This is a genomic window from Micromonospora sp. NPDC004704, assembly GCF_053601675.1.
The window spans coordinates 22,588-48,624 of record NZ_JBSGCD010000047.1 but is presented as its reverse complement, the minus strand read 5'-3'; the positions used below and the strand labels follow the sequence as shown (position 1 = coordinate 48,624).

19 protein-coding genes are annotated in these 26,037 nt (G+C 71.4%); 10 read left to right on the top strand and 9 right to left on the bottom strand.

Translation table 11 applies throughout. The annotated features are described in order from the left end of the window. On the bottom strand, positions 1-139 hold a 139-nt coding region (locus ACWEFB_RS34920), incomplete at its 3' end, for a glycogen/starch synthase (protein ID WP_452292368.1). A 287-nt stretch (positions 140-426) separates the two neighbouring features. Then, the gene (locus ACWEFB_RS34915) at positions 427-2,361 is read right to left on the bottom strand and encodes an amylo-alpha-1,6-glucosidase (protein ID WP_452292360.1); all 1,935 of its coding nucleotides are present in this window, start codon (positions 2,359-2,361) and stop codon (positions 427-429) included. A 53-nt stretch (positions 2,362-2,414) separates the two neighbouring features. Here ACWEFB_RS34915 and ACWEFB_RS34910 point away from each other — a divergent pair, with 53 nt between their 5' ends. From ACWEFB_RS34910 to ACWEFB_RS34890, 5 genes are all read left to right on the top strand, one after another. After that, positions 2,415-5,138 carry an MGH1-like glycoside hydrolase domain-containing protein gene (locus ACWEFB_RS34910; RefSeq protein WP_452292358.1) on the top strand — a complete coding sequence of 908 codons (2,724 nt, stop codon included), beginning with the start codon at positions 2,415-2,417 and terminating at the stop codon, positions 5,136-5,138. Between the two features lie 169 nt (positions 5,139-5,307). Further along, the gene (locus tag ACWEFB_RS34905; RefSeq protein ID WP_452292356.1) at positions 5,308-5,844 is read left to right on the top strand and encodes a (2Fe-2S)-binding protein; all 537 of its coding nucleotides are present in this window, start codon (positions 5,308-5,310) and stop codon (positions 5,842-5,844) included. After that, positions 5,841-6,833, top strand: a complete 993-nt coding sequence (locus ACWEFB_RS34900; protein ID WP_452292354.1) for an FAD binding domain-containing protein — start codon at positions 5,841-5,843, stop codon at positions 6,831-6,833. The genes ACWEFB_RS34905 and ACWEFB_RS34900 overlap by 4 nt, the downstream gene beginning before the upstream one ends. Beyond that, a complete protein-coding gene (locus tag ACWEFB_RS34895; RefSeq protein WP_452292352.1) occupies positions 6,830-9,037 on the top strand; it encodes a xanthine dehydrogenase family protein molybdopterin-binding subunit in 2,208 nt (735 codons plus the stop codon). Before ACWEFB_RS34900 ends, ACWEFB_RS34895 begins: the two co-directional genes overlap by 4 nt. Positions 9,038-9,061: 24 nt before the next feature. After that, a complete protein-coding gene (locus ACWEFB_RS34890; RefSeq protein WP_452292350.1) occupies positions 9,062-9,658 on the top strand; it encodes an HD domain-containing protein in 597 nt (198 codons plus the stop codon). A gap of 46 nt (positions 9,659-9,704) precedes the next feature. Here the strand turns inward: ACWEFB_RS34890 and ACWEFB_RS34885 are convergent, their stop codons facing one another. From ACWEFB_RS34885 to pdhA, 3 genes are read right to left on the bottom strand one after another with little or no spacing between them, the layout of a single operon-like run. Continuing rightward, on the bottom strand, positions 9,705-11,138 hold the full coding sequence (locus tag ACWEFB_RS34885; RefSeq protein WP_452292348.1) for a dihydrolipoamide acetyltransferase family protein: 1,434 nt from the start codon (positions 11,136-11,138) through the stop codon (positions 9,705-9,707). Further along, positions 11,135-12,175, bottom strand: coding sequence for an alpha-ketoacid dehydrogenase subunit beta (locus ACWEFB_RS34880; protein WP_452292346.1), 1,041 nt, complete (start codon positions 12,173-12,175; stop codon positions 11,135-11,137). Before ACWEFB_RS34880 ends, ACWEFB_RS34885 begins: the two co-directional genes overlap by 4 nt. Then, positions 12,175-13,404, bottom strand: coding sequence for a pyruvate dehydrogenase (acetyl-transferring) E1 component subunit alpha (gene pdhA / locus ACWEFB_RS34875; RefSeq protein ID WP_452292366.1), 1,230 nt, complete (start codon positions 13,402-13,404; stop codon positions 12,175-12,177). The genes ACWEFB_RS34880 and pdhA overlap by 1 nt, the downstream gene beginning before the upstream one ends. Before the next feature lie 72 nt (positions 13,405-13,476). On the opposite strand from pdhA, the gene ACWEFB_RS34870 reads away from it, so the two are divergent. Continuing rightward, positions 13,477-13,983, top strand: coding sequence for an Lrp/AsnC family transcriptional regulator (locus tag ACWEFB_RS34870; RefSeq protein WP_326557093.1), 507 nt, complete (start codon positions 13,477-13,479; stop codon positions 13,981-13,983). A 122-nt stretch (positions 13,984-14,105) separates the two neighbouring features. Here the strand turns inward: ACWEFB_RS34870 and ACWEFB_RS34865 are convergent, their stop codons facing one another. The 4 genes from ACWEFB_RS34865 to ACWEFB_RS34850 form a co-directional block, all read right to left on the bottom strand. After that, positions 14,106-14,735 carry a DUF4291 domain-containing protein gene (locus ACWEFB_RS34865; protein WP_452292343.1) on the bottom strand — a complete coding sequence of 210 codons (630 nt, stop codon included), beginning with the start codon at positions 14,733-14,735 and terminating at the stop codon, positions 14,106-14,108. A gap of 114 nt (positions 14,736-14,849) precedes the next feature. Further along, positions 14,850-15,839, bottom strand: coding sequence for a HoxN/HupN/NixA family nickel/cobalt transporter (locus tag ACWEFB_RS34860; RefSeq protein ID WP_452292341.1), 990 nt, complete (start codon positions 15,837-15,839; stop codon positions 14,850-14,852). Further along, on the bottom strand, positions 15,836-16,510 hold the full coding sequence (locus ACWEFB_RS34855; protein ID WP_452292339.1) for a hypothetical protein: 675 nt from the start codon (positions 16,508-16,510) through the stop codon (positions 15,836-15,838). The genes ACWEFB_RS34860 and ACWEFB_RS34855 overlap by 4 nt, the downstream gene beginning before the upstream one ends. Before the next feature lie 58 nt (positions 16,511-16,568). After that, positions 16,569-18,260: a metallophosphoesterase family protein gene (locus tag ACWEFB_RS34850; protein ID WP_326557097.1), complete on the bottom strand. Its 1,692-nt coding sequence runs from the start codon at positions 18,258-18,260 to the stop codon at positions 16,569-16,571. Between the two features lie 256 nt (positions 18,261-18,516). Here ACWEFB_RS34850 and ACWEFB_RS34845 point away from each other — a divergent pair, with 256 nt between their 5' ends. The 4 genes from ACWEFB_RS34845 (at position 18,517) to ACWEFB_RS34830 (ending at position 26,027) form a co-directional block, all read left to right on the top strand. After that, positions 18,517-19,020 (top strand): hypothetical protein, encoded by a 504-nt coding sequence (locus ACWEFB_RS34845; RefSeq protein WP_452292336.1) that lies wholly within the window; start codon positions 18,517-18,519, stop codon positions 19,018-19,020. Positions 19,021-19,411: 391 nt separating this feature from the next. Further along, positions 19,412-21,529, top strand: a complete 2,118-nt coding sequence (locus tag ACWEFB_RS34840; protein ID WP_452292334.1) for a hypothetical protein — start codon at positions 19,412-19,414, stop codon at positions 21,527-21,529. Beyond that, entirely contained in the window at positions 21,529-24,447 is a 2,919-nt protein-coding gene (locus tag ACWEFB_RS34835; protein ID WP_452292332.1) for a hypothetical protein, read from the top strand. The genes ACWEFB_RS34840 and ACWEFB_RS34835 overlap by 1 nt, the downstream gene beginning before the upstream one ends. Beyond that, positions 24,447-26,027 (top strand): hypothetical protein, encoded by a 1,581-nt coding sequence (locus tag ACWEFB_RS34830; protein ID WP_452292330.1) that lies wholly within the window; start codon positions 24,447-24,449, stop codon positions 26,025-26,027. The genes ACWEFB_RS34835 and ACWEFB_RS34830 overlap by 1 nt, the downstream gene beginning before the upstream one ends. The last annotated feature ends 10 nt before the right edge of the window (positions 26,028-26,037 follow it).

The window sequence follows — 26,037 nt, the reverse complement described above, 5'->3', positions numbered from 1 at the left end:
CGGCGGCGAGGGCGACGGAGAGGGCGTGGACGTGTCGGCCGAGTCCGCCGACGAGGACGGGTGGGTATTCCCAGGAGAGCATCAGAATCCGCTGCTTACGAGCCGACCGGATGTCTATTACCTCGGCGTTCGGTGACATGGACCGGCCCTCCAAGTCTGTTTCGGCGCAGGCTCCAGCGGACACCTGAGCGGGTGCCGTGGCGCGTCCTTTTGGGTTGGCCCAATCCTGCCGGTACGGAGATAACCAGCGAAGACGCGGCCGTTGCGGTCATGTAACGGCGATCGGTCAGTTTTGTCCAGCGGACCAATGAGGTTTTGCTCGACGGTATGAAATATGTGCGTCGGAACGTGGAAGATGCGCGTGAACCGGAAGTCGTGGGCGTGGCGATCGGATGACGCGGGTGTGAATTTGCCGGCCGTTCGCGCTCAGTGCCGGCGGACCCGCAGCACCTCGGCCACCGACCATGCCTGGAACGGGCAGCCGGTGGCGGTGTGCGGCGGTAGGCCGTCCGCCGTCTCACTGACCGAGCCTAGGCCAAATTCGGGCAAATGTGAATCTATGCCGATCAACATATCGCCGGTTGGCATACCCGCCCGGCGGGCGGCGTCCACGTACGGGCCGATCAGCCAGGGCCAGACCGTGCCCTGGTGGTACGCCCCGTCCCGCTCGGCCGGTCCGCCCCGGTGCCGGCCGAGGAAGCCGGGACCGTCCGGGGCCAGGCTGCGCGGGCCGAGCGGGGTCAGCAGCGCCGCCCCGAGCAGCCGTACGGTCGCCGGGTCCGGGTCCAGCGGCGCGTACGGCAGCGACCAGGCCAGGAGTTGGTTGGGGCGGACCAGGTCGTCGTCGTGCAGGACGGCCCCGCCCAGCGGGTAGGTCGGTGCGGGTGCGTCGACCACGTCGTAGAGCCAGCCCGCCGGGGTCGGGAACCGCTCCCGGAACGAGGCCAGCGCCCGCTCGTGTGCCCGGGGCGCGGCACCCGGATCCTGCCCCACCAGGTTCGCCAGCTCGGTGACCGCGGCCAGCCCGTTGACCCAGAGGGCGTTCACCTCGACCGGCTTGCCCGCCCTGGGCGTCACCGGGATCCCGTACACCCGGGCGTCCATCCAGGTCAGTGCCTCACCCGGGGCGCCCTGGGTGAGCAGACCGTCGACCGGGTCGGCGCCGATCCCGTACCGGGTGCCGGCGAGGTGACCGTCGACCACCGAGCGCAGGGCCGGCAGCAGCTCGTCGGCGAGGTCGGTGTCCGAGGTCAGCTCCACGTGCCGGGCCACCGCGTGCAGGAACCAGAGCGTGGCGTCGGCGGTGTTGTACTCCACCCGACCGGTGTCGGCGGTGTTCGCCAACATGCCCTCGGACAGCGTCGCCGCGTACGACCGCAGCAGGTCGCGCCCCTCGTCGGCCCGCCCGGTGTGCAGGAACAGCCCCTCGTACGAGGTCATCGTGTCCCGCGACCAGGCACCGAACCACGGGTAACCGGCCACCACGTCCGGCCCGGTACGGGTCTGCACCACGAACGCGTCGGCGGCCAGGGCCAGGGTCGCGTCGACCGGGTCGGCCGGCTTGGCCGCCGCCACCACCCGACGGTTGCGCGCCCGCGCCTGCGCGACGATCTCCACCGCCGGTGGCGGCTGCTCGCCCAGGTCGTCGGCCCAGGCCAGCACCGACACCGTGTCGCCGGGGCCGAACAGCTCGGCGGAGAAGGTCCCGGCGTGCCACAGGTCCTCCTCCGGGTGCAGTCCCCGGACGGCCTCCTCGCGGTGGTGCACCCCGTGCCACCACTGACCGGTCGGCTGCCAGCCCGGCCCGGACAGCCGGTACGCCCCCTCGACGACCGCCCCGTCGGCGACCTGCTCGACCCGGGGCGCCGGCCCGTCCGCCCGCCGTTCGCCGTGCGCGTCGCGCCAGGTGCAGGCGGCGGCCAGGTTCAGCCGTACCGGCCCACCGGAGATCAGCCGGTGCACCACGGCGACGCAGGACCGCCCGTACGCCATGGCCAGCTCGCGTTCGATCACCAGGTCGCCGATCCGCCACCGCCAGCGCGGCAGCCCGTCGACCAGGTCGAAGCGTTCGAGCAGTTCGAAGCCGCGCGGGTCGACCACCCCGGAGTGCCACTCGTGGGTGGCCAGCCGGACCTGGGTGCCGGTCGGAAGGGTGATCGCCGCGTCCAGGCTGGCCAGGCCGAGCCGCCGGACGGCCGGGGTGTCCCCGGCGACCACCAGCAGCCCGTGGTAGCGGCGGGTACGCAGCCCGCTGACCGTGCCCATGGCGTATCCGCCCCGACCGTCCGGTACCAACCATTCGCGGCTGGCACCCGCGCTCAGTTGGCCACAGACCTGCGGACCGAAGCCGATCTCGATCAATCTTCCTCCCGATGCACGCCCCACGAGGGTGTCTGTAACACGCCCCAGGAACAATGGCGAGTGTGGTCAAGTTCGTGCGAGGGATCTTCCAACGGAAGATCGAGAAGGTGGAGGTGATCAGCGACGTGCCGGCCGCCGCAGAACCGGGCAACGACGCGGAGCGGGCCCGGTTGGCCCAGGCCGACTCGGGGGAGCAGGCCTGGCGACAATGGGGTCCCTATCTGTCGGAGCGGGCCTGGGGAACGGTACGCGAGGATTACAGCGAGCACGGTACGGCCTGGGACTACTTCCCGCACGATCATGCGCGCTCCCGTGCCTACCGGTGGAACGAGGACGGCATGGCCGGCGTCTGCGACGATCGGCAGACGTTCTGCTTCGCCCTCGCGCTGTGGAACGGCGCCGATCCTATCCTCAAGGAGCGGATGTTCGGGCTCGGCAGTGACGGCGGGAACCACGGCGAGGACGTCAAGGAGTACTGGTGGTACCAGGACTCCACACCGACCCACTCCTTCATGCGCTGGCGCTACCACTACCCGCAGGCGCGGTACCCGTACGACGACCTGGTCTCGGTCAACGGCCTGCGGGGCCGCGACGAAACCGAGTACGAGCTGGTCGACACCGGCATCTTCGACGACGACCGCTACTGGGCGGTGACGGTCGACTACGCCAAGGCGTCGCCGACCGACATGTGCGTCCTGATCACCGTGGCGAACCGGGGTGACCAGGCGGCCCGACTGCACGTCCTACCCACCCTCTGGTTCCGCAACACCTGGGCCTGGGGACTGCCCGGCCGCGACGCCGTACCGACGATCACCGGCGCCGACGCCCGGCTGGTCGGCCAGCACGGCATCCTCGGTCAGATCGTCCTCCAGGGCGACGGCGACCCGACCGCCCTGCTCTGCGACAACGAGACCAACGCCGAACGGCTCTGGGACCTGCCCGGACGCAGCCTCTACCCGAAGGACGGGATCAACGACCACGTGGTCTCCGGCGCGGCCACGGTCAACCCGGCCGGGGAGGGGACCAAGGGGGCGCTGCACTACGTGCTCGACGTACCCGCCGGTGGGCAGGCGGAGATCCGGGTCCGGCTCACCCTGACCGCCCCGCCGCCGGGCACCGCCCCGGCCCCGGAACTCGACCTCGGCACGGACTTCACCACCACCCTGGCCGCCCGCCGGGCCGAGGCGGACGACTTCTTCGCCCGGATCATCCCGGCAGAGGTCCCGGCCCACGAGGCGGACGTCGCCCGGCAGGCCATCGCCGGGCTGATGTGGGGCAAGCAGTTCTACCACTTCGACGTGCAGCAGTGGCTCGACGGCGACCCCGCCTCGCTGCCGCCGCCACCCGGCCGCCGGCACGGGCGCAACAGCGCCTGGTGGCACATGAACAGCTTCGACGTCATCTCCATGCCCGACCCCTGGGAATACCCCTGGTACGCGGCCTGGGACCTGGCCTTCCACTGCGTCACCATCGCCCGGGTCGACCCGGGTTTCGCCAAGGCCCAGCTCGTCCTCCTGCTCCGCGAGTGGTACCTGCACCCCAACGGGCAGATCCCGGCGTACGAGTGGGCGTTCGCCGACGTCAACCCGCCGGTGCACGCCTGGGCGGCGCTGCGGGTGTTCGAGATCGACGGCGGGCGGGACCACGACTTCCTCGCCCGGGTGATGCACAAGCTGCTGCTCAACTTCACCTGGTGGGTCAACCGCAAGGACATCAACGGCAACAACGTGTTCGAGGGTGGCTTCCTCGGGCTGGACAACGTGGGGCCGTTCGACCGGTCGGCCGCGCTTCCGGTGGCCGGGGTGCTGGAGCAGTCCGACGGCACCGGCTGGATGGCCATGTACGCGCTCAACCTGCTCGACATGGCGCTCGCCCTGGCCCAGCACGACCCCACGTACGCCGACATCGCGACCAAGTTCTTCGAGCACTTCGCGTACATCGCGGGTGCGGCGTACAAGCAGGGGCTCTGGGACGACGAGGACTCCTTCTTCTACGACCAGCTCCGGCTCCCCGACGGCAGCAAGGTGCCGTTGAAGGTCCGCTCGGTGGTCGGGCTGCTCCCGCTCGCCGCGACCACCCGGCTGAGCGCGAAGACCCTGCACCGGTTGCCCGAACTGGCCGCCCGGCTGCGCTGGTTCCTCACCCACAAACCCGAGTACGCCGACGTGCTCGGCGCCCGCCGGCTCGCCCCGGACGGCCGCCAGCAGCGGCTGCTGTCCATGGTCGGCCCGGACCAGGTGGTACGCCTGCTCGGCCGGATGCTCGACGAGGAGGAGTTCCTCTCCCCGTACGGGCTGCGCACGCTGTCCCGACAGCACCTGGACAAGCCGTTCACGGTGTCGCTGGGCGGGCAGGACTTCACCGTCGGTTACGAACCGGCCGAGTCGACCAGCGGGCTGTTCGGCGGCAACTCCAACTGGCGCGGCCCGATCTGGATGCCGACCAACTACCTGCTGATCCACGCGCTGCGCGACTACGCGGCGTTCTTCGGCGACGACCTGTTGATCGAGTACCCGACCCGGTCCGGGACCAAGCGCACCCTGAGCGAGATCGCCGACGACCTCTCCAACCGGCTGATCTCACTGTTCGTACCGGACGACTGGGGGCGGCGGCCGATGTACGGGGCCTGCGACCTGTTCCAGCGCCACCCGGACTGGAAGGACCTGATCGCGTTCCCGGAGTACTTCCACGGTGACAACGGCGCCGGCCTGGGCGCCTGGCACCAGACCGGGTGGACCGCCCTGGTCGCCGACCTCATCCTCACCACCCGCCGCTAGCGAAGGACGCCGTCGGCAGCGAAGGGCACCTTCCGGCACAGAAGGTGCCCTTCCTGAGCGGTTCGGCCCGTCCTCGGCGGCCGACACCGGTACATTCCCGGCAGGGCGTTCGTCGTCCGTGCGCCTCGTGGACACCACCCCCCGAGCAGCACGCGGAGGGGTCGTATCCATGGCAGCCGGACATTCCCCGGGCATCGAGGTGACGTTGCGGGTCAACGGGCAGGCGCGGCCGTTTCGCCTGGAGAGCCGGGTCACCCTGCTCGACGCGCTGCGCGAACACCTCGGCCTAACCGGTACGAAAAAGGGCTGCGACCAGGGCGCCTGCGGTGCCTGTACGGTCCTGCTCGACGGTGAGTCGGTGCTGCCCTGCCTGGTCCTCGCGGCCCAGTGCGACGGCCGGGAGGTGACCACCGTCGAGGGACTGTCCTCCGACGGGCGGCTGCACCCGGTGCAGCAGGCGTTCGTCCGGCACGACGGGTTCCAGTGCGGGTACTGCACACCGGGGCAGATCATGTCGGCGATCGCGCTGCTCCGGGCGGGGCGGGCGGGTTCCGACGACGAGATCCGCGAGTTCATGAGCGGCAACCTGTGCCGGTGTGGGGCGTACCCGAACATCGTGGCGGCGATCCGGGAGGTCGCCGCGCAGGGTGACCGGGTCGAGGTCGTCGGAGCCGGTCGGGCCACGGCGGGCGGTGACCGGTCATGACCCTCTTCGAGTACGTACGCCCCGACGACGTCACCGGCGCGGTCGACCTGGTCAGCGCCGATCCGGGTGCCGCCTACCTGGCAGGTGGCACCACCCAGCTCGACCTGCTCCTCAAGGACGGTGTGATCCGATCGGACCGTCTCGTCGACATCGGCCGGCTGCCGCTGCGGGGGATCACCCGCGACGGGGACACCCTCCGGGTGGGCGCGTTGACCACGATGGATGCCCTGGCCGGCGACCCGGTGGTGGCGCAGCGGGTGCCGTTCGTCCGGGAGGCGCTGCTGGCGGGTGCCTCGCCGCAGTTGCGCAACATGGCGACGATCGGCGGCAACCTCCTGCAACGTACGCGCTGCCGGTACTTCCGGGACTCGGCGGTGGCGGCCTGCAACAAACGCGTACCGGGATCGGGTTGTGCTGCGGTGACCGGGGTGGCGCGGATGCACGCGATCCTCGGGGCGAGCGAACGCTGCATCGCGCTGCACGCCTCCGACCTCTGCGTACCGTTGGTGGCGCTCGACGTGCAGGTGCACCTCCGGGGCACCGGCGGGGAGCGGACCGTGCCGCTGACCGAGTTCTACCTGCCCTCGGGGGAGAGCCCGGAGATCGAGACCGTGCTCCGACACGGTGAGTTGATCACTCGGGTGGATCTGCCGTTGCCTGCGCCCGGAACCCGCTCGGGCTACCTGAAGGTACGCGACCGGGCCTCGTACGAGTTCGCGCTCACCTCGGCCGCCGCGGCGCTCGTGGTCGACAACGGCGTGATCACGTCCGCCCGGTTGGCGCTCGGCGGCGTCGGGACGATCCCCTGGCGGGCGCGCGCGGCCGAGGCGGTTCTCACCGGGGCGCCCGCGAACGTCGACACCTTCCGCGCGGCGGCGGAGGCGGAGATCCGGGACCCGTTCACCGTGCCCGGCACCGAGTTCAAGGTCGAACTGGCCAAGCGGACCATCGTCCGGACCCTGCGTGATGTGTCCGGGGTGCGGTCGTGAGCCCGGTGACCGTGGACACCAAGCTCCTCGGCGATCCGGTCGACCGGGTCGACGGGCCGCTCAAGGTCTCCGGGGCGGCCCCCTACCCGTCGGACGTCTCCTACCCGGGAATGGCGTACGCCGCACTGGTGCAGTCGACCATCGGCGCAGGCACGATCAACCGGATCGACGCCGCCGAGGCGACGGCCGTGCCGGGCGTCCTGACCGTGATCACGTACGAGAACACGCCCGCCCTCCCGGACGGGCCGATGACGATCCTCGGACCCTCGGCCCGCTTCCCGTTCAAGGACAACCGGATCGTGCACTACGGCCAGCACGTGGCGATGGCGGTCGCGGAAACGGCCGAGCGGGCGGTGGCGGCGGCCCGGCTGGTGAGGATCGACTACGACCCGACGACCCCGGTCCTCGGCATCACCAACCCGGACGCCCCGGTCGAGCAGAACGCGTGGGGGCTCGACACGACGCGCGGCGACGTCGAAGGCGCACTCGCCTCCGCCGAGGTGACGTACGACGAGACCTTCACCATCGCCCCCGAGACCAACAACCCGCTCGGCCTGTTCGCCACCGTGGCCCGATGGGAGGGCGGTCGGCTCGTCGTGCACGAGTCGACCCAGTGGCCGATCATGGCCCGGCAGACCCTGGCGACCGTGTTCGAGCTGGCCGAGCAGGACGTCCGGGTGTTCGTACCGTTCATCGGTGGTGGGTTCGGCGCCGGACTCCGCTTCCCGCCGCACGCGATCCTGACCGTGCTCGCCGCCCGGATGCTCGACCGCCCGGTCAAGCTGGTGCTGACCCGGCCGCAGATGTTCACCTCCATCGGCCACCGCCCCGAGACCAGGCAACGCGTGCGGCTCGGCGTCGCCCGCGACGGCCGGTTGCTGGCCATCGACCACGAGGCGACCTCGACCATCGGGATCGAGGAGACCAACCTCGAACCCATCACCCAGACCACCCCCAGCGCGTACGACTGCCCGAACGTCGCCACCCACGAACGCCAGGTACGGCTCAACATCCCGAACCCCGGCGCGATGCGCGCCCCCGGTACCGCCCAGGGCAACTTCGCGGTCGAGTCGGCCCTGGACGAGGTGGCGTACCGGCTGCGGTGCGACCCGATAGCGCTCCGGCTGCGCAACTACGCCGAGGTCCAACCGGGCACCGGGCTGCCCTGGTCCAGCAAGGCGCTGCGGGAGTGCTACCGGGTCGGTGCCGAGCGGTTCGGCTGGGCGGACCGCAATCCCGAGGTCCGGTCGATGCGCGACGGCGACTGGCTGATCGGGTACGGGATGGCCGGGGTCACCTTCGACTGGTACCAGGCCCCGTGCCGGGCCAGGATCTCGATCCGCCGGGACGGCACCGCGTACGCCCGCAGCGCCGCGACCGATCTCGGCACCGGCACGTACACGATCGCGACCCAGTTGACCGCGCAGTTGCTCGGCCTCGACCTCGACCGGGTCCGGTTCGACCTCGGTGACAGCGACCTGCCGCTCGCCCCGCAGTCCGGCGGCTCGGGGCTGGCGATGTCGCTGAGCGGGGCGTTGCACCAGGCCGCCGGCAACCTGGTGGGTGCGTTCCTGGACGTGGTCGCCGACGACGCCGGGTCACCGCTGCGGGGCAGGGGAGCCGACGACGTCACCGCCACCGGCGGGCGCCTGCACCTGGTCACCGATCCGTCGGTCGGGGAGACCTACATCGACATCCTGGACCGGCACGGGCTCGACGAGCTGACCGCCGACGGGGCGGTGGACCCGAAGCCGGAGGGGGCGGGCATGACGCCGGCCGGCGGGTTCGCCGCCCGGTTCGTCGAGGTACGGGTGGACGAGGACCTCGGCGTGCTGCGGGTCGCCCGGGTGGTGACCGCCATCGACGCCGGCCGGATCCTGAACGAGAAGACCGCCCGGAGTCAGGTCCTCGGGGCGACCGTGATGGGCATCGGGATGTCCCTGCTGGAACAGACCGAGTTCGACCCCGGTACGGGCAGGGTGGCCAACGCGACCCTCGGCGACTACCTGATCCCGGTGAACGCCGACGTACCCGATCTCGACGTCGTGTTCGTCGGGGAGCCGGACCGGTTCAGCCCGGTCGGGATCAAGGGCATCGGTGAGATCGGCATCGTCGGGGTCGCCGCCGCCATCGCCAACGCGGTCCACCACGCCACCGGCCGGCGGATCCGGTCGCTACCGATCACCATCGAGAAGTTGTTGTAGGCGGCAGTCGGTACCCTCGCCCCGGTGACGAACACGGTGCTCGACAACGCGCTCACCGACACGGACATACGGTTGCGTCCGCTGCCGGACGAGGTGGTCGACCTGCTCCGGCGCCTGGACGCCCCACCGCGACTGGCCGCGCACCTGCGTGCCGTACACGACGTCGCGGACCAGCTCACCGACCTGGTCACGGGCCGCTTCCCGGAGCTTGCGGTCGACCGTCCGGCGGTGCTGTACGGGGCGGCGACCCATGACATCGGCAAGGTCATCCACATCGACGAACTCTCCGGCCCCGGTACGGCCCACGAACCCGCCGGTGAGGCCCTGCTGCTGGCCCAGGGTGTGCCCGCCCGGCTGGCCCGCTTCGCCGGCAGCCACGGCAGTTGGATCCGGACCGGGATCACCGTCGAGGACCTGCTCGTCAGCCTCGCCGACAAGATCTGGAAGGCGAAGCGGGTCACCGACCTGGAAACCCTCGTTCTCGACCGGATCGCCGACACCGCCGGGGTGCAGCGGTGGCAGGCGTTCCTGGACCTGGACGACATCCTCGACCGGTTGGCGGCCGACGCCGACAAGCGCCTCGCCTACCAGGGCAGCTACCCGATCCGTACGCCCCGCTGATCGTCGCGCCGGCCCCGGAGCGGGGCCGGCGCGTCCGATTCTCCGGTCAGGAGTGGGCGATCAGCATCGCCGGCTGCTCGACACAGTCGGCCACGTGCCGCAGGAAGCCACCCGCGACGCCACCGTCACAGACCCGGTGGTCGAAGGTGAGGCTGAGCTGGGTCACCTTGCGCACCGCGAGTTGGCCGTCGACCACCCACGGCTTGTCGACGATGCGCCCGATGCCGAGCAGCGCCGCCTCCGGGTGGTTGATGATCGGGGTCGACCCGTCGACACCGAACACGCCGTAGTTGTTCAGCGTGAAGGTGCCCCCGGTCAGGCGGGCCGGCGGCAGCGTACCGGCGCGGGCCGCCGTCGTCGTCTCCGCGAGCGCGGTCGCGAGTTCGGTGGTGGTGAGCGCGGACGCGTCCCGGAGCACCGGTACGAGCAGGCCCCGGTCGGTCTGCGCGGCGATGCCCAGGTGCGCGGCGGCGGACTGGATGATCCGCTGGCCCTCGGTGTCGACCCGCGAGTTGAGCTGCGGGTACCGGCGCAGTCCGCTGAGGCAGATCCGGGCCAGCAGCGCGAGGATGCTCACCGGTTGCTCGGGACGAGCGGCGTTGATCGCCGTCCGGGTTTCCAGCAGCGCGGTGGCGTCCACGTCGACCCAGATGGTGACCTCGGGGATCTCCCGCCGGCTGCGGGAGAGCTTGTCCGCGATGACCTTCCGGACCCCGGTCAGCGGGATGATCACGTCCGCGCCGGCCGCGCCGTCGACGGGTCGGGGCGTACCCGGAAGTGTCGTCGCCTCGGGCTGCGGTGCGGGTTGCGCCGCGGCGGCGATCGCGGCTTCGACGTCGGCCCGCCGGATCACGCCACCGGGTCCGGTGCCGCGCACCTCGGCCAACTCCAGCCCGTGTTCCCGGGCCAGCCGCCGCACGATCGGGGACAGGACCAGCGGCGCCCCGCCCGCCATCCGCACCGGCTCGGTGACCGGCGTGACCGTGGTTGCCGGGGCGGGCGTGGCAGTCGCGACGGGGGCCACCGGCTGCCGGTCGGCGTCGGCGCGGCTCTGCTGTTCGGATGCCGGAACGGGCTGCTCCGGTGCCGGGCGGGGACGGCGGCGGCGACGGCCGGAGCCGCCGTGTCCGGTGCCGTATCCGATGAGGACGTTGCCGGAGCCGGCCCGCTCCTCCTCCCGGTAGGTGGCGTGCGCGGCAGGTTCGGCCGGGGTGTCCGGGCCGGCGTCCAGTGCCGCCACGGAGATCAGGGGCTGGCCCACCGGGCGCACCTCACCGACCGCGCCGTGCAGGGCGACCACCCGACCCGCGTACGGGCAGGGCACGTCGACCACCGCCTTGGCGGTCTCCACCTCCACCACGCTTTGGTCCACGGTCACCACGTCACCGACCGCGACCCGCCACCCGACGATCTCCGCCTCGGTCAGCCCCTCGCCCAGATCGGGCAGCAGGAAGACCTGCGGGGCGGCCACGGCACTCACGCGGTGCTGCCTTCGAGTGCGGTGCTGCCGGCGAGTGCCGGCAGCCAGCGCCGGTCGGGCTGGTCGTCCCACTGGAGCCGGGCGACCGCGTCGAGCACCCGGTCGACGCTCGGCAGATGGGTGTGCTCCAGCATCGGCGCCGGGTACGGGATGTCCAGCCCGCTGACCCGCAGTACCGGTGCGTGCAGCGAATGGAAGCACCGTTCCTGGACCCGGGCGGCGATCTCGGCGCCCACACCCGCGAAGCTCTGTGCCTCCTGGATCACCACACACCGCCCGGTACGGCGTACCGAGGCGCTGATCGTCTCGTCGTCGAACGGCACGATGGTGCGGCAGTCGATCACCTCGAGGTCCCAGCCCTCCTCGCGGGCGGCCTCGGCGGCCTCCAGTGCGACCGGGACCGACGGCCCGTACGCGATGAGGGTGGCGTCCCGTCCGGGGCGGCGGACCACGGCCCGGCCGAACGGCTCGGCGGTCACCGGCAGGTTGACCTCGTCACTTGCGAAGTAGAGCTTCTTCGGCTCCATGAAGACCACCGGGTCCGGATCGGCGATCGCCTCCCGCAGCAGCGAGTACGCGTCCTCGACGGTGGCCGGGGTGACGACCTTCAGTCCCGGGGTGTGCGCGTAGTACGCCTCGCTGGAGTCGCAGTGGTGCTCGACCCCGCCGATCCCCCCGGCGTACGGCACCCGGATCACGATCGGCACGCTCAGCGCGCCCCGGGTCCGGTTGCGCAGCTTCGCCACGTGCGACGCGATCTGTTCGAACGCCGGGTAGGCGAACGCGTCGAACTGCATCTCGACCACCGGCCGCAGCCCGGACATCGCCATCCCGACCGCGAACCCGACGATCCCGGCCTCGGCCAGCGGGGTGTCGAAGCAGCGTTGGTCACCGAAGCGGGCCAGCAGCCCGTCGGTGATCCGGAAGACGCCGCCGAGTTGGCCGACGTCCTCACCGAAGACCACCACCCGGTCGTCGGCGGCCATCGCGTCGGCGAGCGCGGCGTTCAGCGCCTTCGCCATCGTGGTGCCGGCCATCAGCGTGCTCCCCGTTCGTCGTGTGCGTCCCGCTCGTCGGCGGCCTGCTCGGCGTCGGCGGCCAGCTCGGCGCGGACCTGTTCGCGCTGCTCCCGCAGTTGCGGGGTGGGCTCGGCGAAGACGTGGTCGAAGAGGGTGAGCGGGTCGACGGTCGGCTGCACGTTCATCCGGGCCCGCAGGTCGGCCGCGTACGCCTCCGCCTCGGCCGCGATACCCGCCTCGGCCCCGTCGTCCAGCACACCGAGATGCCGCAGGTAGGCGGCCAGCCGGGCGATCGGGTCGCGGTCGCGCCAGGCGTCGACCTCGGCGCCGTCGCGGTAGCGGGTGGCGTCGTCCGCGTTGGTGTGCGGCTCCATCCGGTACGTGTGCGCCTCGACCAGGAACGGCCCGTTGCCGGCCCGTGCGTGGGCGACGGCCCGGTTCAGCACCGCCAGTACGGCGACCGGGTCGTTGCCGTCGACCTGCTCGCTGGGCACCCCGTACCCGACACCCTTGTACGCCAGCGACGGCGCGGCGGTCTGCCGGGACAGCGGCACACTGATCGCGTACCGGTTGTTCTGCACGAAGAAGACCACCGGCGCCTTGAACACGGCGGCGAAGTTGACCCCCTCGTGGAAGTCGCCCTCGCTGGTCGCCCCGTCACCGATGAACGCCAGCGCCACCGTGTCCCGCCCCTGGTACGCCTCGCCGTAGGCGACCCCGGCCGCGTGCACGGTCTGGGTGGCCAGCGGGGTGCACTGCGGGGCGGTACGCCGGGCGGCCGGGTCGTACCCGCAGTGCCAGTCGCCGCGCAGCAGGGTCAGCACCTCGACCGGGTCGATGTCGCGGGAGACCAGGGCCATCGACTCCCGGTAGGTGGGGAACACCCAGTCGGTCGGGCGGACCGCGAGCATCGCCCCGACCTGGCAGGCCTCCTGGCCGCGCGAGGACGGGTAGACCGCCAGCCGACCCTGCTTGGTCAGGGTGGTGGCCTGGAGGTCGAACCGCCGGCCGATGACCATGCGCCGGTACAGCTCGCGCAGCGCGTCGGCGGGTGGTTCGGGGTAGTCGGAGCGCTCGGGCAGCCGGTTGCCCTGTTCGTCGATCATCCGGACCGGTTCGGGACTGGGCAGCAGGGCGCGGGCCGGGTCGGGCGGGGTGACCGCCCGACGGGTACGCGGGGATGCCCTGCGGACCGCCTGGGGTGTGGTTGTCACGGCGGGGACCTCCTGGACGTGTGGTGCGCCTATGCTCACGCCCACGGATGATTGACTCAAGATCCTCAGGAAACGCGGGACGAATGGCAACGGAGGCGTACGGAGATGGACCAGGAGGACCGGGAGCAGGGCCCGTTCGCCGCCGACGCGGGACGATCGGCCCGACCCCTCGACGAGGTCGACCGGCGGATCCTCGACGAACTCGTCCGTGACGGCCGGACCTCGATCCGTACGCTCGCCGAGCGCATCCACATCTCCCGGACCAACGCGTACGCGCGGGTGGAGCGGCTGGTGCAGGACGGCGTGATCACCGGGTTCCGGGCGCAGGTGGTGCCGGAGCGGGCCGGGCTCGGCACGTCGGCGTACATCGCGCTGAAGATCGAGCAGAACAGTTGGCGGGAGGTGTCGGTGGAACTGGGCCGGGTGCGTTACATCGAACACGCGGCCCTGCTCGGCGGGGACCACGACGTACTGGCGCTGGTCCGGGCGCCGGACAACGCCGCCCTGCGGGACGTGGTGCTCAACCGGGTGCAGGGCATCGCCGGGGTGCTCTCCACCCGTACCTGGCTGGTCTTCGAGGAATTCGACGGCACCACAACCCCCTGGACCTGACCCCCACCTCCACCCCCGTCCCCGTCCCCACCCCGATTCCCTCGACGATCTTGCACTTGTGGCGCCCGGATTTGTGGCACTCACCCGGATTTGTGTGCCACCACAAGTGCAAGATCGTCGCGCTAGGGGTTGGGTAGCGGCGTGCCGGGGTTGACGGGTCCGGTTTGCAAGGGGTGTGCTGCGGTTTCGTCCAGCGGGTACGGGCGCTCGTCCGGCAGCAACTCCGTCGCGCCGCGTTCGTCACCGGCTCGCAGCAGCGACTTGATCTCGCGTACGGCCGGGGTCTTGTCGGTGATCGTGACGGTCCAGTCGTCGACGTAATGGTGGACGGCCTCGCCGGAGAGCCCGACCTGAAGGGAGCGGTGCGGCAGGGGTTGCAGTCGCAACGACCGCTCGGGATCCCACTGGACGCGTACCGGGCTGGCCTTCAACTGTCGGGACCATTCGGCCCGGTCGGTGTGCTCGGTCCGGTCGAAGTGACTCAGGCACGCGTGCGCCAGCGCCCACTCGAACCCGGCACGGGTGATCTCGATCGCGAGCACCCGTTCCTGGCCAGGCTTTTCGGCCCACCCGCAGCGGTACATCATCCACAGGAACGACGGCTTGATCCAGGTCATCCGCTCCCGCTTGAACGGACCCGCGAACCGCCCGGCGGCCAACGCCGCCTCGGCGATCTCCGCCCGGTACGCCTGATAAACGGTGATGGTCTCGGCCGTGTACAAAGCCCGGACCTGCCGAGCGGGAACCTCCACAACAACATGCTCCCCGACCCCCAGCCCTTCCCGCACCACGGTTTCCCGTGATCCGGAAGAGTTCGGCCGGCTATGGCGAGCCGAACTCTCCCGGATCACGAAAAGGCGCGGGAGTCAGGTGAGGACGGTGATGGCGGCCAGGAGGTAGAGGCAGCCGCCGATGGCGACGACAACTCCGGCGGCGGCGGGGACCCAGCCGATCACCTTCGCGAGCGGCGACCATGAACGGGCTCGGCCGGCGAGCAGGGCGTACCCGCGGATGGTCAGCACGCCGACCCCGGTCAGGGTGACCGCCATGCCGATCCCGAACACGATCACCAGGATCACCGCGTCCAGCGCGCGTCCGGTGAGCAGGCCGCTGACCAGCACCAGGAACGCCGACGGTGAGGGAAGCAGTCCACCGGAGAGTCCGAGCGCCAGCAGCCCCCGACGCGACCACGGGTCGGTCATCTCGGGCGCGTCGTGGTGGTGATGATGATGCCCAGGCTCGGTAGTGGTGACCGGGGCGGCGGTGAGCGTCGCGGTGGCGGTCGCCGCGTGCGCCCCGTCGACCGCGTGGTCATGCGAGTGCCCGGTTACCGGCTCCGGCTCGTGCGCGTGTGAGGGCCCGGCCGCCGGCTCCGGCCGGTGCGCGTGCGAGGGCCCGGCCGCCGGCTCGTGCGAGTGCGAGTGACCGGGGGCGTGCGAGTGCCCGTGGCCGTGGTCGTGGGAGTGGCCGTGCGTGTGGGAGTGGCCGTGGCCGCGCAGGTGGCGGTAGGTGAGGTGGACACCGACACCGATCACCACGAGCCCGGCGAGGACCTGGAGCCAGGCGGTGACCGACTTGGTGCCGAGACCGGCGGCGCCGGTCAGACCCACCCAGACCAGGGAGAGAATGAGTACGGAGAACGTGTGCATCAGCGCGACGATGGCGCCGAGCCGTACCGCGTCCCGATACCGTCCCCGGGTGCCGACCAGGTACGCGGCCGTCACGCTCTTGCCGTGTCCGGGTGCCACCGCGTGCGCGGCGCCGACGCCGAGCGCCACCAGCAGGGCCAGCCAGAACACCGCCCCGCTGTCGAAGAGCGCGATCAGGTGGTTGTCCAGCCCGTTGATCCCGGTCATGCGTTCCTCCTCGTCCGACGCCGCCGGTTCACCAGCATCCCGGCGAGGATGGCGACCGCGGCGATGCCCGTACCGGCGGCGACCGTGCCCACGGCGGCCGGGCGACCGGAGCCGCCCTCGCCCGCGGTCAGGCGGACCTGGTGGCTGCCCTCGGTGGCGGTGAAGAGCGCCTCCGTCGGGGTCATCGGCACGTCGGCGGTGAGCGCCGTCCGGTACGCGGTGTTCAGGTCGGTGAGCGCGCTGACCGTCACGTCGAGGTCGGTCACCGGCTCCGGGCAGTCGAAGGTGAGCCGGGCACCCTTCTTCACCAGCTGTTCCAGGGTGTCGAGGCGGCTCGCGCACGGCGTGCCGGTCTGGCTGACCGTGATCCGCTTCAACAGGTAGTCGCGTACGGCGGGGGAGCGTTGCAGCTTCTGTTCGCCGGTGAGCCCGGTGTCGACCCTGCCCGTCGCGGGATCCTCGAACGCGCCGAGGGACTGGCCGAGGGCCACCCAGTCGTCCTCGGCGGCGAGCCAGTTGATGGTCACCCGCGTACCGTCGGCGCTGATCCTGGCCGTGGCCGGTGGGCCGAACGGGTGGGCGGAGGCCGGGCTGGCCGGCCCGGTGACCGCGACCAGCGCGGCCAGGGCGCCCAGCAGCGTGCCGGCCAGTGCGCGCGTACGGATGCTCACAGAGGCTCCTGTCCGGGGCGGACCGGGTGCGGGCCGGCGGGCCCGCACCCGGAACCGGCTACTTGCTGATGGTGATCACCGGGGTGGTGATCTTCTGGTTCTCGCTGACCAGGTAGACAACCTGGGTGCTGCCCTTCTTGGTGCCCTCCGGCACGGCGAAGGTGTAGTTGAACTGGCCCAGCTCGTCGGCCTTCTTCGAGGCGATCAGGACGCCAGGCTTGCCCTCGCCGAGGGTGGTGCTGCGCAGGTACACGCTCACCGTCTCGTTCGGGTCGTAGTTGTACGCCTTGACCTGGACCTTCTCGCCGACGGCGACGGTCTTCTGGGCGGTCAGGGCCCGCTCGCCGGTGGTGTTCTCCGGGGTGCGGAACTCGTTGACGGTACGGGCACCCGCGTCGTTCTTGCGGATGAGGAAACCGTCCTCGTACTGGCCGTTGGCGGTACGCGCCTCGAACCGGATCGAGTCCTTCTCGACGTCGATCATCTGGTAGAGCTGGACGTTCTCGTCCCGGTCGGAGAGCTCCGCGCCGTTACCGGTCCAGTTCTCGCCACCGTTGAGCTCGTACATTTTTCCGCCGGAGACGGAGACCACGTAGACGACACCGTTGTGCACGGTGCTCGACTTGCGGTTCGTCGCGACGTTGCCCCGGGCGTACGAGTGGTCGTGGCCCTGGAGGACCAGGTCCACGCCGTACTTCTCCAGCAGCGGGCCCCACTGGTCGCGGACCTGCGGGTTGTTGCGGGAGCCGGTGTTCGAGTAGACCGGGTGGTGGAAGGTGACCACGGTCCACTTGTTCGGGTTGTCCTTGAGGACGCTCTCCAGCCACGCGGTCTGCGCGGCCATGACCTCGGGGATGCTCTGCACGTTGCTGTTCAGCCCGATGAACCGCACACCCTGGTAGTCGGTGTAGTACGCGGTCTTGTCCAGGGCCGACTCCATCCCGGCCGGCCACTGCGGGCCGTTGGCCGGGAACGGGAACTGCGGTGCCCAGAACGAGGACAGCGACGAGCCGCTGTACTCGTGGTTACCGGGGATCGCGATGTTGTTGACCTGGCTGTTGATGAAGCCGTCGGCGTCGTGCCACTGGCCCCACTGTTCCTCACTGTTCGCGCTGTCGATGAGGTCACCGGCGTTGACGACCATCTTGGCCTCGGGCCGGTCGGCGAACGCCTGCCGGAACACCCGCGGCAGCGCCGAGTCGAGGTAGTTCTGCGCGTCACCGTAGTAGATGAAGGAGAACGGCGAGAAGCCTTCGCCCGCGGTGGTGAAGTCGGACCACTCGCCCCAGTTGGTGCCGTCGCCGACCCGGTAGGTGTAGCGGGTGTTCGGCTTGAGCTCGGTGAACTCGACCGTGTGGTAGGTCGAGGCGTAGCCGAGCGAGGTGTTCACCGCCGAGTTGGCGCTCGCCTTGACGGTGGTCACCGCGCCGGCCGCCGGCGCGACCTCGCCGAGTGCCTTGGGAGCCTCGAGGATCTGGGCCTGGGCCCACTCGGCCGACGCCTCGGCCCGCCAGGTCACCTTCTGGGAGGTGGCCGGCGTGGCGGTCGGCGTCAGGATGACGCGGTCGGGCATCGGGGAGGGCTTGTAGATCTCGGCCGCCGGGAACTTGGTCGGCGCGGCGTCACCGAACGCCGACGGGCCGAACGCGAAGCCGCCGACGATGAGCGCGGCGGCGCCCACGGCGGCGAGTTTCGCCCGCCGTGAGCCCGTGTTCCACGGTCGCTTGTTGTCGTCCAAGGTAGGGGTCACCCCTCAAGAGAAGTGGATCGTCCACCAGCGGGAGCGCGGCGGACCTCCGCATTGAGTCGGAGCAGGCCGACCACCACTCGACGGTTGGCTTGCCACCAGGTGAACTGATGATCACTACGGCGAAGCACACGCCGGGCGTCATCCGGCGGTCGTCGGGCGGACGGCTCACGTCTCCTGTTGGTTAACCAACGCCCGCCTACCATGCGGCGGGGCCCGTCCGGTTGCCCGTACCACCCGCCCAGAACAGGCCGCGTCGATGACTCTCGCCCTGCCGAATCCACTGCTTCAGCGCCGTCGCCGGTGGGCCGCGGTGGCCGCCGTCGCGCTGATCGCGGTTTTCCCGAAGGCCGAGCCGGCGCAGCCGATCGCGGTCAAGGGTGACGACTTCATCTCCGCGGCGACCACCGGCATTCTCAACATCGAGGGGGGCGAGTGCTTCTCCGATCCCGCCTATTCGAAGCGGTCGAACGACGTGGTGGTGATCTACAAGGAGTGTGAGGAGCGGGCCGACAACGAGTCGTACGGGTTCGTGCACGTCGCGGACGGGGAGTGGGACCGCCCGGCGGTGGCCGCGTACGGGTGGGCCGAGTGCGGCAAGGACTTCCAGCGCCGGTGGGGCACCCCGGAGGAGTCCGGGCTGAACTTCTTCCCGATCCTGCCGACCGCCGAGACCTGGGCCGACGGCGACCGGGACATCATGTGTGTGGTCTACAACCCGGACGGCAAGATCACCCGGAACATGGTGCCGCTGGTGCACTGAACCGTCGGGCCCGTCCGCCGGATTCGGGACACCGACCAGACGGACAAATCCGGTGTGGTGAGCCGGACCGACCGTCCTGTGTGGTGTCCCGCGCTCGACAGTCCAATCCCATCTGATGATGGCGAGCGCGATCGCACGATCCGGTGCAATAGCGGTATGGCAGCCTCGAAGCTCATTCTCACGCGTACGCCGTCGGTCCTTTCGGTTGATTCGGAAGGTCCGTACGGCGTTTTTTGCTGATTCCGTCCGCTGAATTGTCAGCTTGCTGACATCCGCATTTCGTCGGTGGGCCCCCGCATTCCTCCGCCCTTCCCCTCCGGGTAAACCGTGACGCCACCAACGTGTCGGCGGCGGCGTCGCGGAACACCGTACGAGCAGTCAGGAACAGCCCGTGGCCAGATCACCAGACTCGGCAGCCCAGTTCCGGGCGCGGGCCGAGCAACTCCTCCGACAGGTCGACACCGCAGCCCCGCCGGGTTCGCCCACCGCCGGGCTGCTCGAACCCGTGCACCTGGCCGGCGCGGCCGTACGCGACGCCGTGGACGCCCCGCTGTCCGTGGCGGTGCTGGCCGAGTCGGCCGGCGACGACCGGGTGGTCAGCCACAACCTCTGGGGGCAGATCCTCGGCGACCAGGAGGTCCGGATCAGTCCCGAACGGACGATCACCGGCTACGTCACCGTCGTACGGCTGCAACCCGTCGACAGGCCGGCGGTGACGCTCGGCCCGGCCACCGTCGACATCCTGGACCGGGACGCCCTGGCCCGGTGCCGCCGGGACCTGCTCGCGCGGCTCGACTCCGGCGGTTGGGGTTCCCTGCCCGCCGACGCGGGCTGGCCCGAGGTGGTCGCCCAGGCTCGACGGCTCGGGCCGGCCACGGACTCGGACAGTCGCGGGTGGCTGCGCGAACTCTACGACCTCTACCGGGCGGAAAGCTTCGCCGAGCACCTCCTCGGTACGACGGACCGGCCGGTCCGGCTGGCCACCGTGCACCACGCGGCGATGCCGTTCGCCCGCCCCGACGCAGCGCTGCGCCAACCCTTCGCCGAACTCGACCCACCGGCCGTCGCCCTGCCCGCCGAGACCGGCCTGACCGACGGCGTCCTGCACCGGATCCTGCCGGCCGTCGCACGGGTGGTGGTTCCGGTGCAGGTGCCGGCGTCGCTCTGGGACCTCGACGCCGAGACGTTGGACCTGGTCGACCTGCCGATGCTGCACCCGCACCGACCCGCCGGGCGGGAACGGCACCTGATCGAGACCGAACTCGTCCGGGCCGGCGCGGTGGTGGTCCTGCCCGGCCCCGACGCCGCCGTGTCCCGGTTCACCGCGACCCTCAACGGCGCCACCCCGTCGACCGTGCTCGACGGGCCGGAGAGCCGGTCGGTGCTCGCCGGGCGGGTGCCACCGGACCGGTACGAGCAACTGCGCGACGCCGTGACCGGCACCGGGCGGGCCGCCGCCCTGGCCGTCCGCGCCGAACGGGCCCGCCTCGCCCACCTGGGCCTGCGCGGAGCGATTCGGGAGGTGGTCGTCGCCCTGGACCGGGCACCCGCCGAACAGCCCGCGCCGGCGGCCCGGCCCGAGGACGACCTGCGGGAGGTGCTGGGACGGATCGCGCAGGAGACCGCCGCCCTGATCGACGACGTCGAGGAGGGAATCACCGGCTCCCGCGCCCGCCTGGCCACCGGAATGACCCCGCAGGACGCGGTACGCCAGGCCGTCACCGCCCAGGTCCACGCCTGGCCCCAGTGGTCGGTGCTGCTCGCCGCCCTGAGCCAGCAGACCGTGAAACGCGGCACCGGGTTCGGTCGCGACGAACTGCCCGACACACCGGACGTCTTCGAGGCCCGGTTCCGAGCCGCGGTCGGGGAGAGCGCGGCCACCGTGGAACAGGTCGTGGACGCGGTGGTGGCGAACTGGTTGACCCGCCGGGCGGCCAGGGCGGTCGAGTTGAAGGCGACCCTGCTGGAGCGGGTCGAACCGGTCCGGGGCCGGTTGGTGCGCCCGACCGGGGAACCGGTCCTGCCCGACCTGCGACGGGCCGTGCAACTCGACTGGTTGGCGCAGGTCCGGCCCGAGGACGACAACCCGACGGGAAGCACGGCGGCGGGGGTGCCGCGTACGGCGGCGGAGCGGCAGGCGTTGCGTCAGGCGTTCCCGCTCGACCCGGTACGGCCGCTGCCCTGGGCGGCCGACGGTGGGCTTCGCACCCCGTCCCCGCACGGGAACCACCAGGTGGCGGTGATGCGGCTGCGCCGCGAGCTGGTCGAGGCCACCCGGCGGCTCGCGCTGGCCCGGCTCGCGGTCGAGCTGCCCCGGCGGGCCGAGGCGATCCACCGCAGCCTGCGCGCACTGCAACAGCGGCTGCCGCGTACCGACGGTGAACTGCGGGCCCTGGTCGACGGGCCGGACGCGCACCTTCCGCCGGAGCCACCGGCCACTGTGGCGCGGCGGCTGGAGACGGCACTCGACCACGACGACGACTGGCCCACGCTCTCCGAGGAGCGCTGATGAGCGACAGCACCGACACGACGGATCGTCTGATCCTGCCGTACCCGCGCTACTGCCCCGACCGCCACGGCGGGTTCGCCGCGGTGGACTTCGGCACCACCAACTCGACCGTCACCCTCTACGATCCCAGCCGCCCCCGGCCGTCGCTGCCGTTGCCGGTCGACCAGCGGGCCGCACTGCGTCGGGAGACGGCCGACCTGTTGCGCCGTGAACCCCGTGCCGAGGAGCTCACCGAGCCCCGGCAGGCGCAGTGCCGGGCGGAGTGGTCGGTGCTGCGTACCCGGATCGCGGCCGACCTGGCCCAGGTGGACCCGCAGGCGTTGGCCGACCTGGTCGCCGTCGACGAGTCGACGAACGGGCCGCTGCTCTACGACGTGCTGCTCGCCCTGGACAACGCCCAGATCGGTTGTACGCCCCAACTCGGCGCCTGGCTCGCCGCCCGGCTGCACCACTGCTACGACACCGCGTTCAGCACCCCCGCGTTGGCGCACCACTCGCTCTACCCGGTACGCCTGGACAGCGCGACGGAACTCGACGAGGTGTCGAGCCGGCTGGACGTCACCGACGTCGACCCGTACCTGCGCGTACGGCTGGGGATCCCGCTCGCGCACGGCGCCTCGTACGGAACCGTGCTCGGTCTCAAGCACCACCTCAACGATCCCGACTACGCGTTGCCGCTGCGCGACGACCCGCGCCGGGTCGGTTTCGACGCGTTGCTCGGCGCGGCGGTCGGGTTCCTCCTCCAGGAGACCGACCGGTTCACCGGGGCGAACCCGGACCGGCTCGACGGGGCACCGGTCGACCACGTGGTGGCGACCTACCCGACGATGGCTCCGCCGTCGGCCCGACGCCGCCTGGACGAGGTGATCGGTTCCGTGCTCGGCGTCGGCGACGTCGACCTCAGCTACGACGAGGCGATCTCGGCGGCGCTGTTCTTCCTGATGCGCGACCTCGGCACCGACTACGAACTGGGCATCGAGGCGCTCCGGGCGCGTTTCCGGCCGGTGCCGGGGGAGGAACGGCACTGGACCGAGAACATGCTCGTCATCGACATCGGCGGTGGCACCACCGACATCGCCCTGGTCACGGTCCACCTGCACGACGGGACCCCGGAGCTGCCCGACGTCGAGCCCGGCACCGCCGGGCGGTACTACAGGGTGGTCCCGCAACTGCGCGGCACCAGTGGTCGGAACCGGCGCGGCGGCGACTTCCTCACCCTCCAGGTCTTCCACTGGCTGAAGGCGGTCATCGCCGACCACCTGCTGACCATCGCCTGGCCGGAGCAGACCGGGTTCGGCGAGAGCCGGGAGTCGTGGCGGCAGTGGCAGGACGGGGTGACCGCGAACCTGGAACGGTCCTACCAGGACGACAACGGCCGGTACGTTCCGGGCAGCCTGGTCGAGCGGACCCTGGAGGCGCTGCGCCGGGACACCGACGTGCCGGACAGCGACGCGGCGCAGCGGGTCCGGGACAACGTCGAGCGGGTGGTCGGCACCCGGTTCGACCCGCACCGGATCGGACCCGGCTCGAACCAGGTCCGCGAGCAGACCTTCTGGGCGATCTGGCGGCGGGCCGAGGAGGCGAAGAAGCAGATCGCCCCGGGTACGCCGTACCGGCTCGCCACCGATCACGTGCAGGACATCGTACGGACGCTCGACAGCGTCCCCACCGACCAGCCGACGGAGATCGGCCAGGGCCCGGTGGAACTCGGGTACGGGTCGTTCGCCGGCGCCGCCACGCCGATGCTGGTCGAGATCAGCAAGCTCGCGGCGGGGCTTGCCGCGAGCCGGCTCGACGCCACCGAGCGGTTGGACCGGATCATCCTCACCGGCAAGGCCAGCCAACTCGCCCTCGCGGCCGAGGTGGTCGCCCGGGAGTTCGCCGCCCGCCGTCCGCGTGGCGAGCCGGCCGTCGAGGTTGTCGTCGAGCGGACGTACCCGAAGAACGCCGCCTCGATCGGTGCGGCCTGGGCCGCGTCGATCAGCTCGCTGGGTGCCCCGGACGCGGACACCGAACTGCTCCGGCAGGGCGTGACCGAGGTTGCCGTGGAGGTCGACAACCTGCTCCTGGAGCTGCCCTGCGCGCTGGCGGTACGCAGCCGGGCCGACCGGAACCGGGTGGTGCTGCCGGCCGGGACACCGTTCGAGGAGTTCGCCGACGGCCGGCTGCGGGCCTTCGCCCAGCTCGGTGTCCTCGGTGACCGGTGTGTGATCGAGCGTCAGGTCGACGGGGGCCATCCGCTGCCCTGGGGTTCGTTCCAGTGGCGGGACCTCGACGCCCGGATCCGGGCCGAGGATCCGGGACTGTCTCTGGACCGCAAGCTCTGGCCGGCGAGGATCAGTGCCGGGATCGAGGTCGACGGCAGCCTGAGCCTGGAGTTGCTGCTCTGGCAGGGCAGCCGGCCGTACCTGCGGATCGACGAGTCGCAGGCGGCGGTGCAGGTGCCGGTGGGACCGTCCGGCGCACCGGCGGAAGTGCTGCGGCTGGCCGACCGGATCCTGGTCGAACCGCCCGACGGGCAGCCGCCCCGACCGGCTTTCGGAAGCGGCACCGGCAACCGGGCCTTCACCCGCGAGACCTTCGTCGACGAGTTGGGCGAGAGCCGACCCGGCGTACTCGGACACCTTCCCCTGCCGCCCCCCGACGACTCCGGGGGCTGGACCTTCCTGCTCCGTGCGGACGACGGCGGTGAGCGGCCGATCGGGACGCTCGACGCGGCGTTCGACACCGAGGCGACGTACGTGGTCAGCCTGGACGCCCGTGGGGCGGTCCGGGTGCACGCGGGCGCACCGCCACTGTGGACCACCTCGACCGTCCTGGACATCGAACACGAGCGCGGCCTGGTCTTCCGGCTGCCGCTCGGCACCCCGCAGTCCGACTTCGACGACCATGACAGCCCTTTTGACGGGACACACTGATGGACAACCAGACCGAGTCCACCCGGCACGGCTTCGAGGACCTGCTGGGCGAGGTGCTCCGGGACGCCGGCCCGGCGGCGGACGCACTCCGTGCCCATCTGCCACGGGTCGCCGGTGCCGTCTACGCCGCGATGCTGACCGAACGGATCGAACGCCTCGCCGCCGCCGGCAACCCCGACGACCCGGCCGATCGCGCCGATCCGTGGCGTCGGATCCATGAACTGGGCGCCCGGCTCTGGCAGCTCACCGAGCCGGCTGCCGTAAAGTCGGCCCCCGCGAAGGCGGCCGCCGTCGAGTCGGATGCCTTCGAGTCCGGCGATGCAGTGACGGACGTTTTCGAGTCCGGCGATGCCGTGACGGACGCCGTTGAGCCCGGCGATGCCGTGGTGGACGCCTTCGAGCCGGACGTCTTCGATCAGGACGCTGCCGAGTCGAGTGCTGCTGGGTCGGCTGCCGGGTCGGGTGCCGCCGGGTCGGCGGCTGCTGGGCGGGCGGGTGCTGCCGGGCCGGGTGGGATGGATCGGCGGGGGACGCCGGACCGTACCGGCGGGACGGCGTCGGTGGGGACCCCGGTTCGTACCGAGCGGGTGACGGCCGGGACCGAGGCGTACGACCGGACCGGAGGAACCCGGCAGGAGGTCGGGCTGGCTCTGATCGCGGGGCAGGTCGAGCAGGTCCTGGCCAGATTCGTCGCCGACGACCGGGTACGGGTGTGGCTCGGCAACACCCCGGCTCCCGGTGGCACCCTCGCCGCCCGTTGGCGCAGTTTCCATCTCGGCCTGCTGCGGCTACCGGCGTCCGTCGCCCGGGAGTGGGCCGACGATGCGGCCCGGGTGGTGCCGAGGGTCTGGTACGTCGCGGACGAGCGGTGGACCATGCTCCAGCACGTCTACCTGCACCGGGTGATCATCCCCGGTTGGGGTGGTGAGCCGGGGGTGTGCCTGGACCCGCAGGGCGGCGTCTCGCCGGGGGTCCTCGCCGCGTCCGGCTCCGCCTTCGAGGAACACTTCCGGGTCACCTCGTACGCCACCCAGGTCGAGTGGCTGGTGGCCAACGACCTCACCGCCCTGCACGTACGCGACGCCAAGCTGGAGCCGCTGCGTGACAAGGAGGAACAGCGGCGGTACCGCAAGCGGCTCCACGACGCCCTCCAGTCGTACGCCGGGCAACCGAACGCCTCCACCGGGAACGGTGACCCGGCACAGCGGCTGATCCGCGCGGCCGGGCTCGCCGAGGTGCTGCGTTCGGTGGTGCACCAGCCACTCGTCGCGCCGGACAGCTGGTGGGGGAGCTTCCGCAGGGAGGTGTCCGGCCTGGTCGACGACACCGTCCAGCAGCTCGATCGGCAGTTCGGCCGGGAGCCCGAGCGGCAGTTCGACCAGCGATTCGAGGCCACGCACCTCAAGGGGTGGTACCGCGACCTGATCCAGCAGCAGCACACCGAGCGGACTCTGGACGTACGCCTGCCGGCGCCCCCCACGGCCAGGACCGGCGAGGTGCTCGACTGCCTGCGCCCCCGCCTGGTCCTCGGTGAGACCGGGACCAGACCGGGCGTGGTCATGTACGCCGACGAGGCATGAGGGGGAGGAC

What these genes read in the sequence shown, in the direction of transcription:
- ACWEFB_RS34910 (WP_452292358.1), top strand. Translation starts at nt 2,415, where the DNA reads ATGGCGAGTGTGGTCAAGTTCGTGCGAGGGATCTTCCAACGGAAGATC.
- ACWEFB_RS34905 (WP_452292356.1), top strand. Translation starts at nt 5,308, where the DNA reads ATGGCAGCCGGACATTCCCCGGGCATCGAGGTGACGTTGCGGGTCAAC.
- ACWEFB_RS34900 (WP_452292354.1), top strand. Translation starts at nt 5,841, where the DNA reads ATGACCCTCTTCGAGTACGTACGCCCCGACGACGTCACCGGCGCGGTC.
- ACWEFB_RS34880 (WP_452292346.1), bottom strand. Translation starts at nt 12,175, where the DNA reads ATGGCCGGCACCACGATGGCGAAGGCGCTGAACGCCGCGCTCGCCGAC.
- ACWEFB_RS34870 (WP_326557093.1), top strand. Translation starts at nt 13,477, where the DNA reads ATGGACCAGGAGGACCGGGAGCAGGGCCCGTTCGCCGCCGACGCGGGA.
- ACWEFB_RS34860 (WP_452292341.1), bottom strand. Translation starts at nt 15,839, where the DNA reads ATGACCGGGATCAACGGGCTGGACAACCACCTGATCGCGCTCTTCGAC.
- ACWEFB_RS34845 (WP_452292336.1), top strand. Translation starts at nt 18,517, where the DNA reads ATGACTCTCGCCCTGCCGAATCCACTGCTTCAGCGCCGTCGCCGGTGG.
- ACWEFB_RS34835 (WP_452292332.1), top strand. Translation starts at nt 21,529, where the DNA reads ATGAGCGACAGCACCGACACGACGGATCGTCTGATCCTGCCGTACCCG.
- ACWEFB_RS34830 (WP_452292330.1), top strand. Translation starts at nt 24,447, where the DNA reads ATGGACAACCAGACCGAGTCCACCCGGCACGGCTTCGAGGACCTGCTG.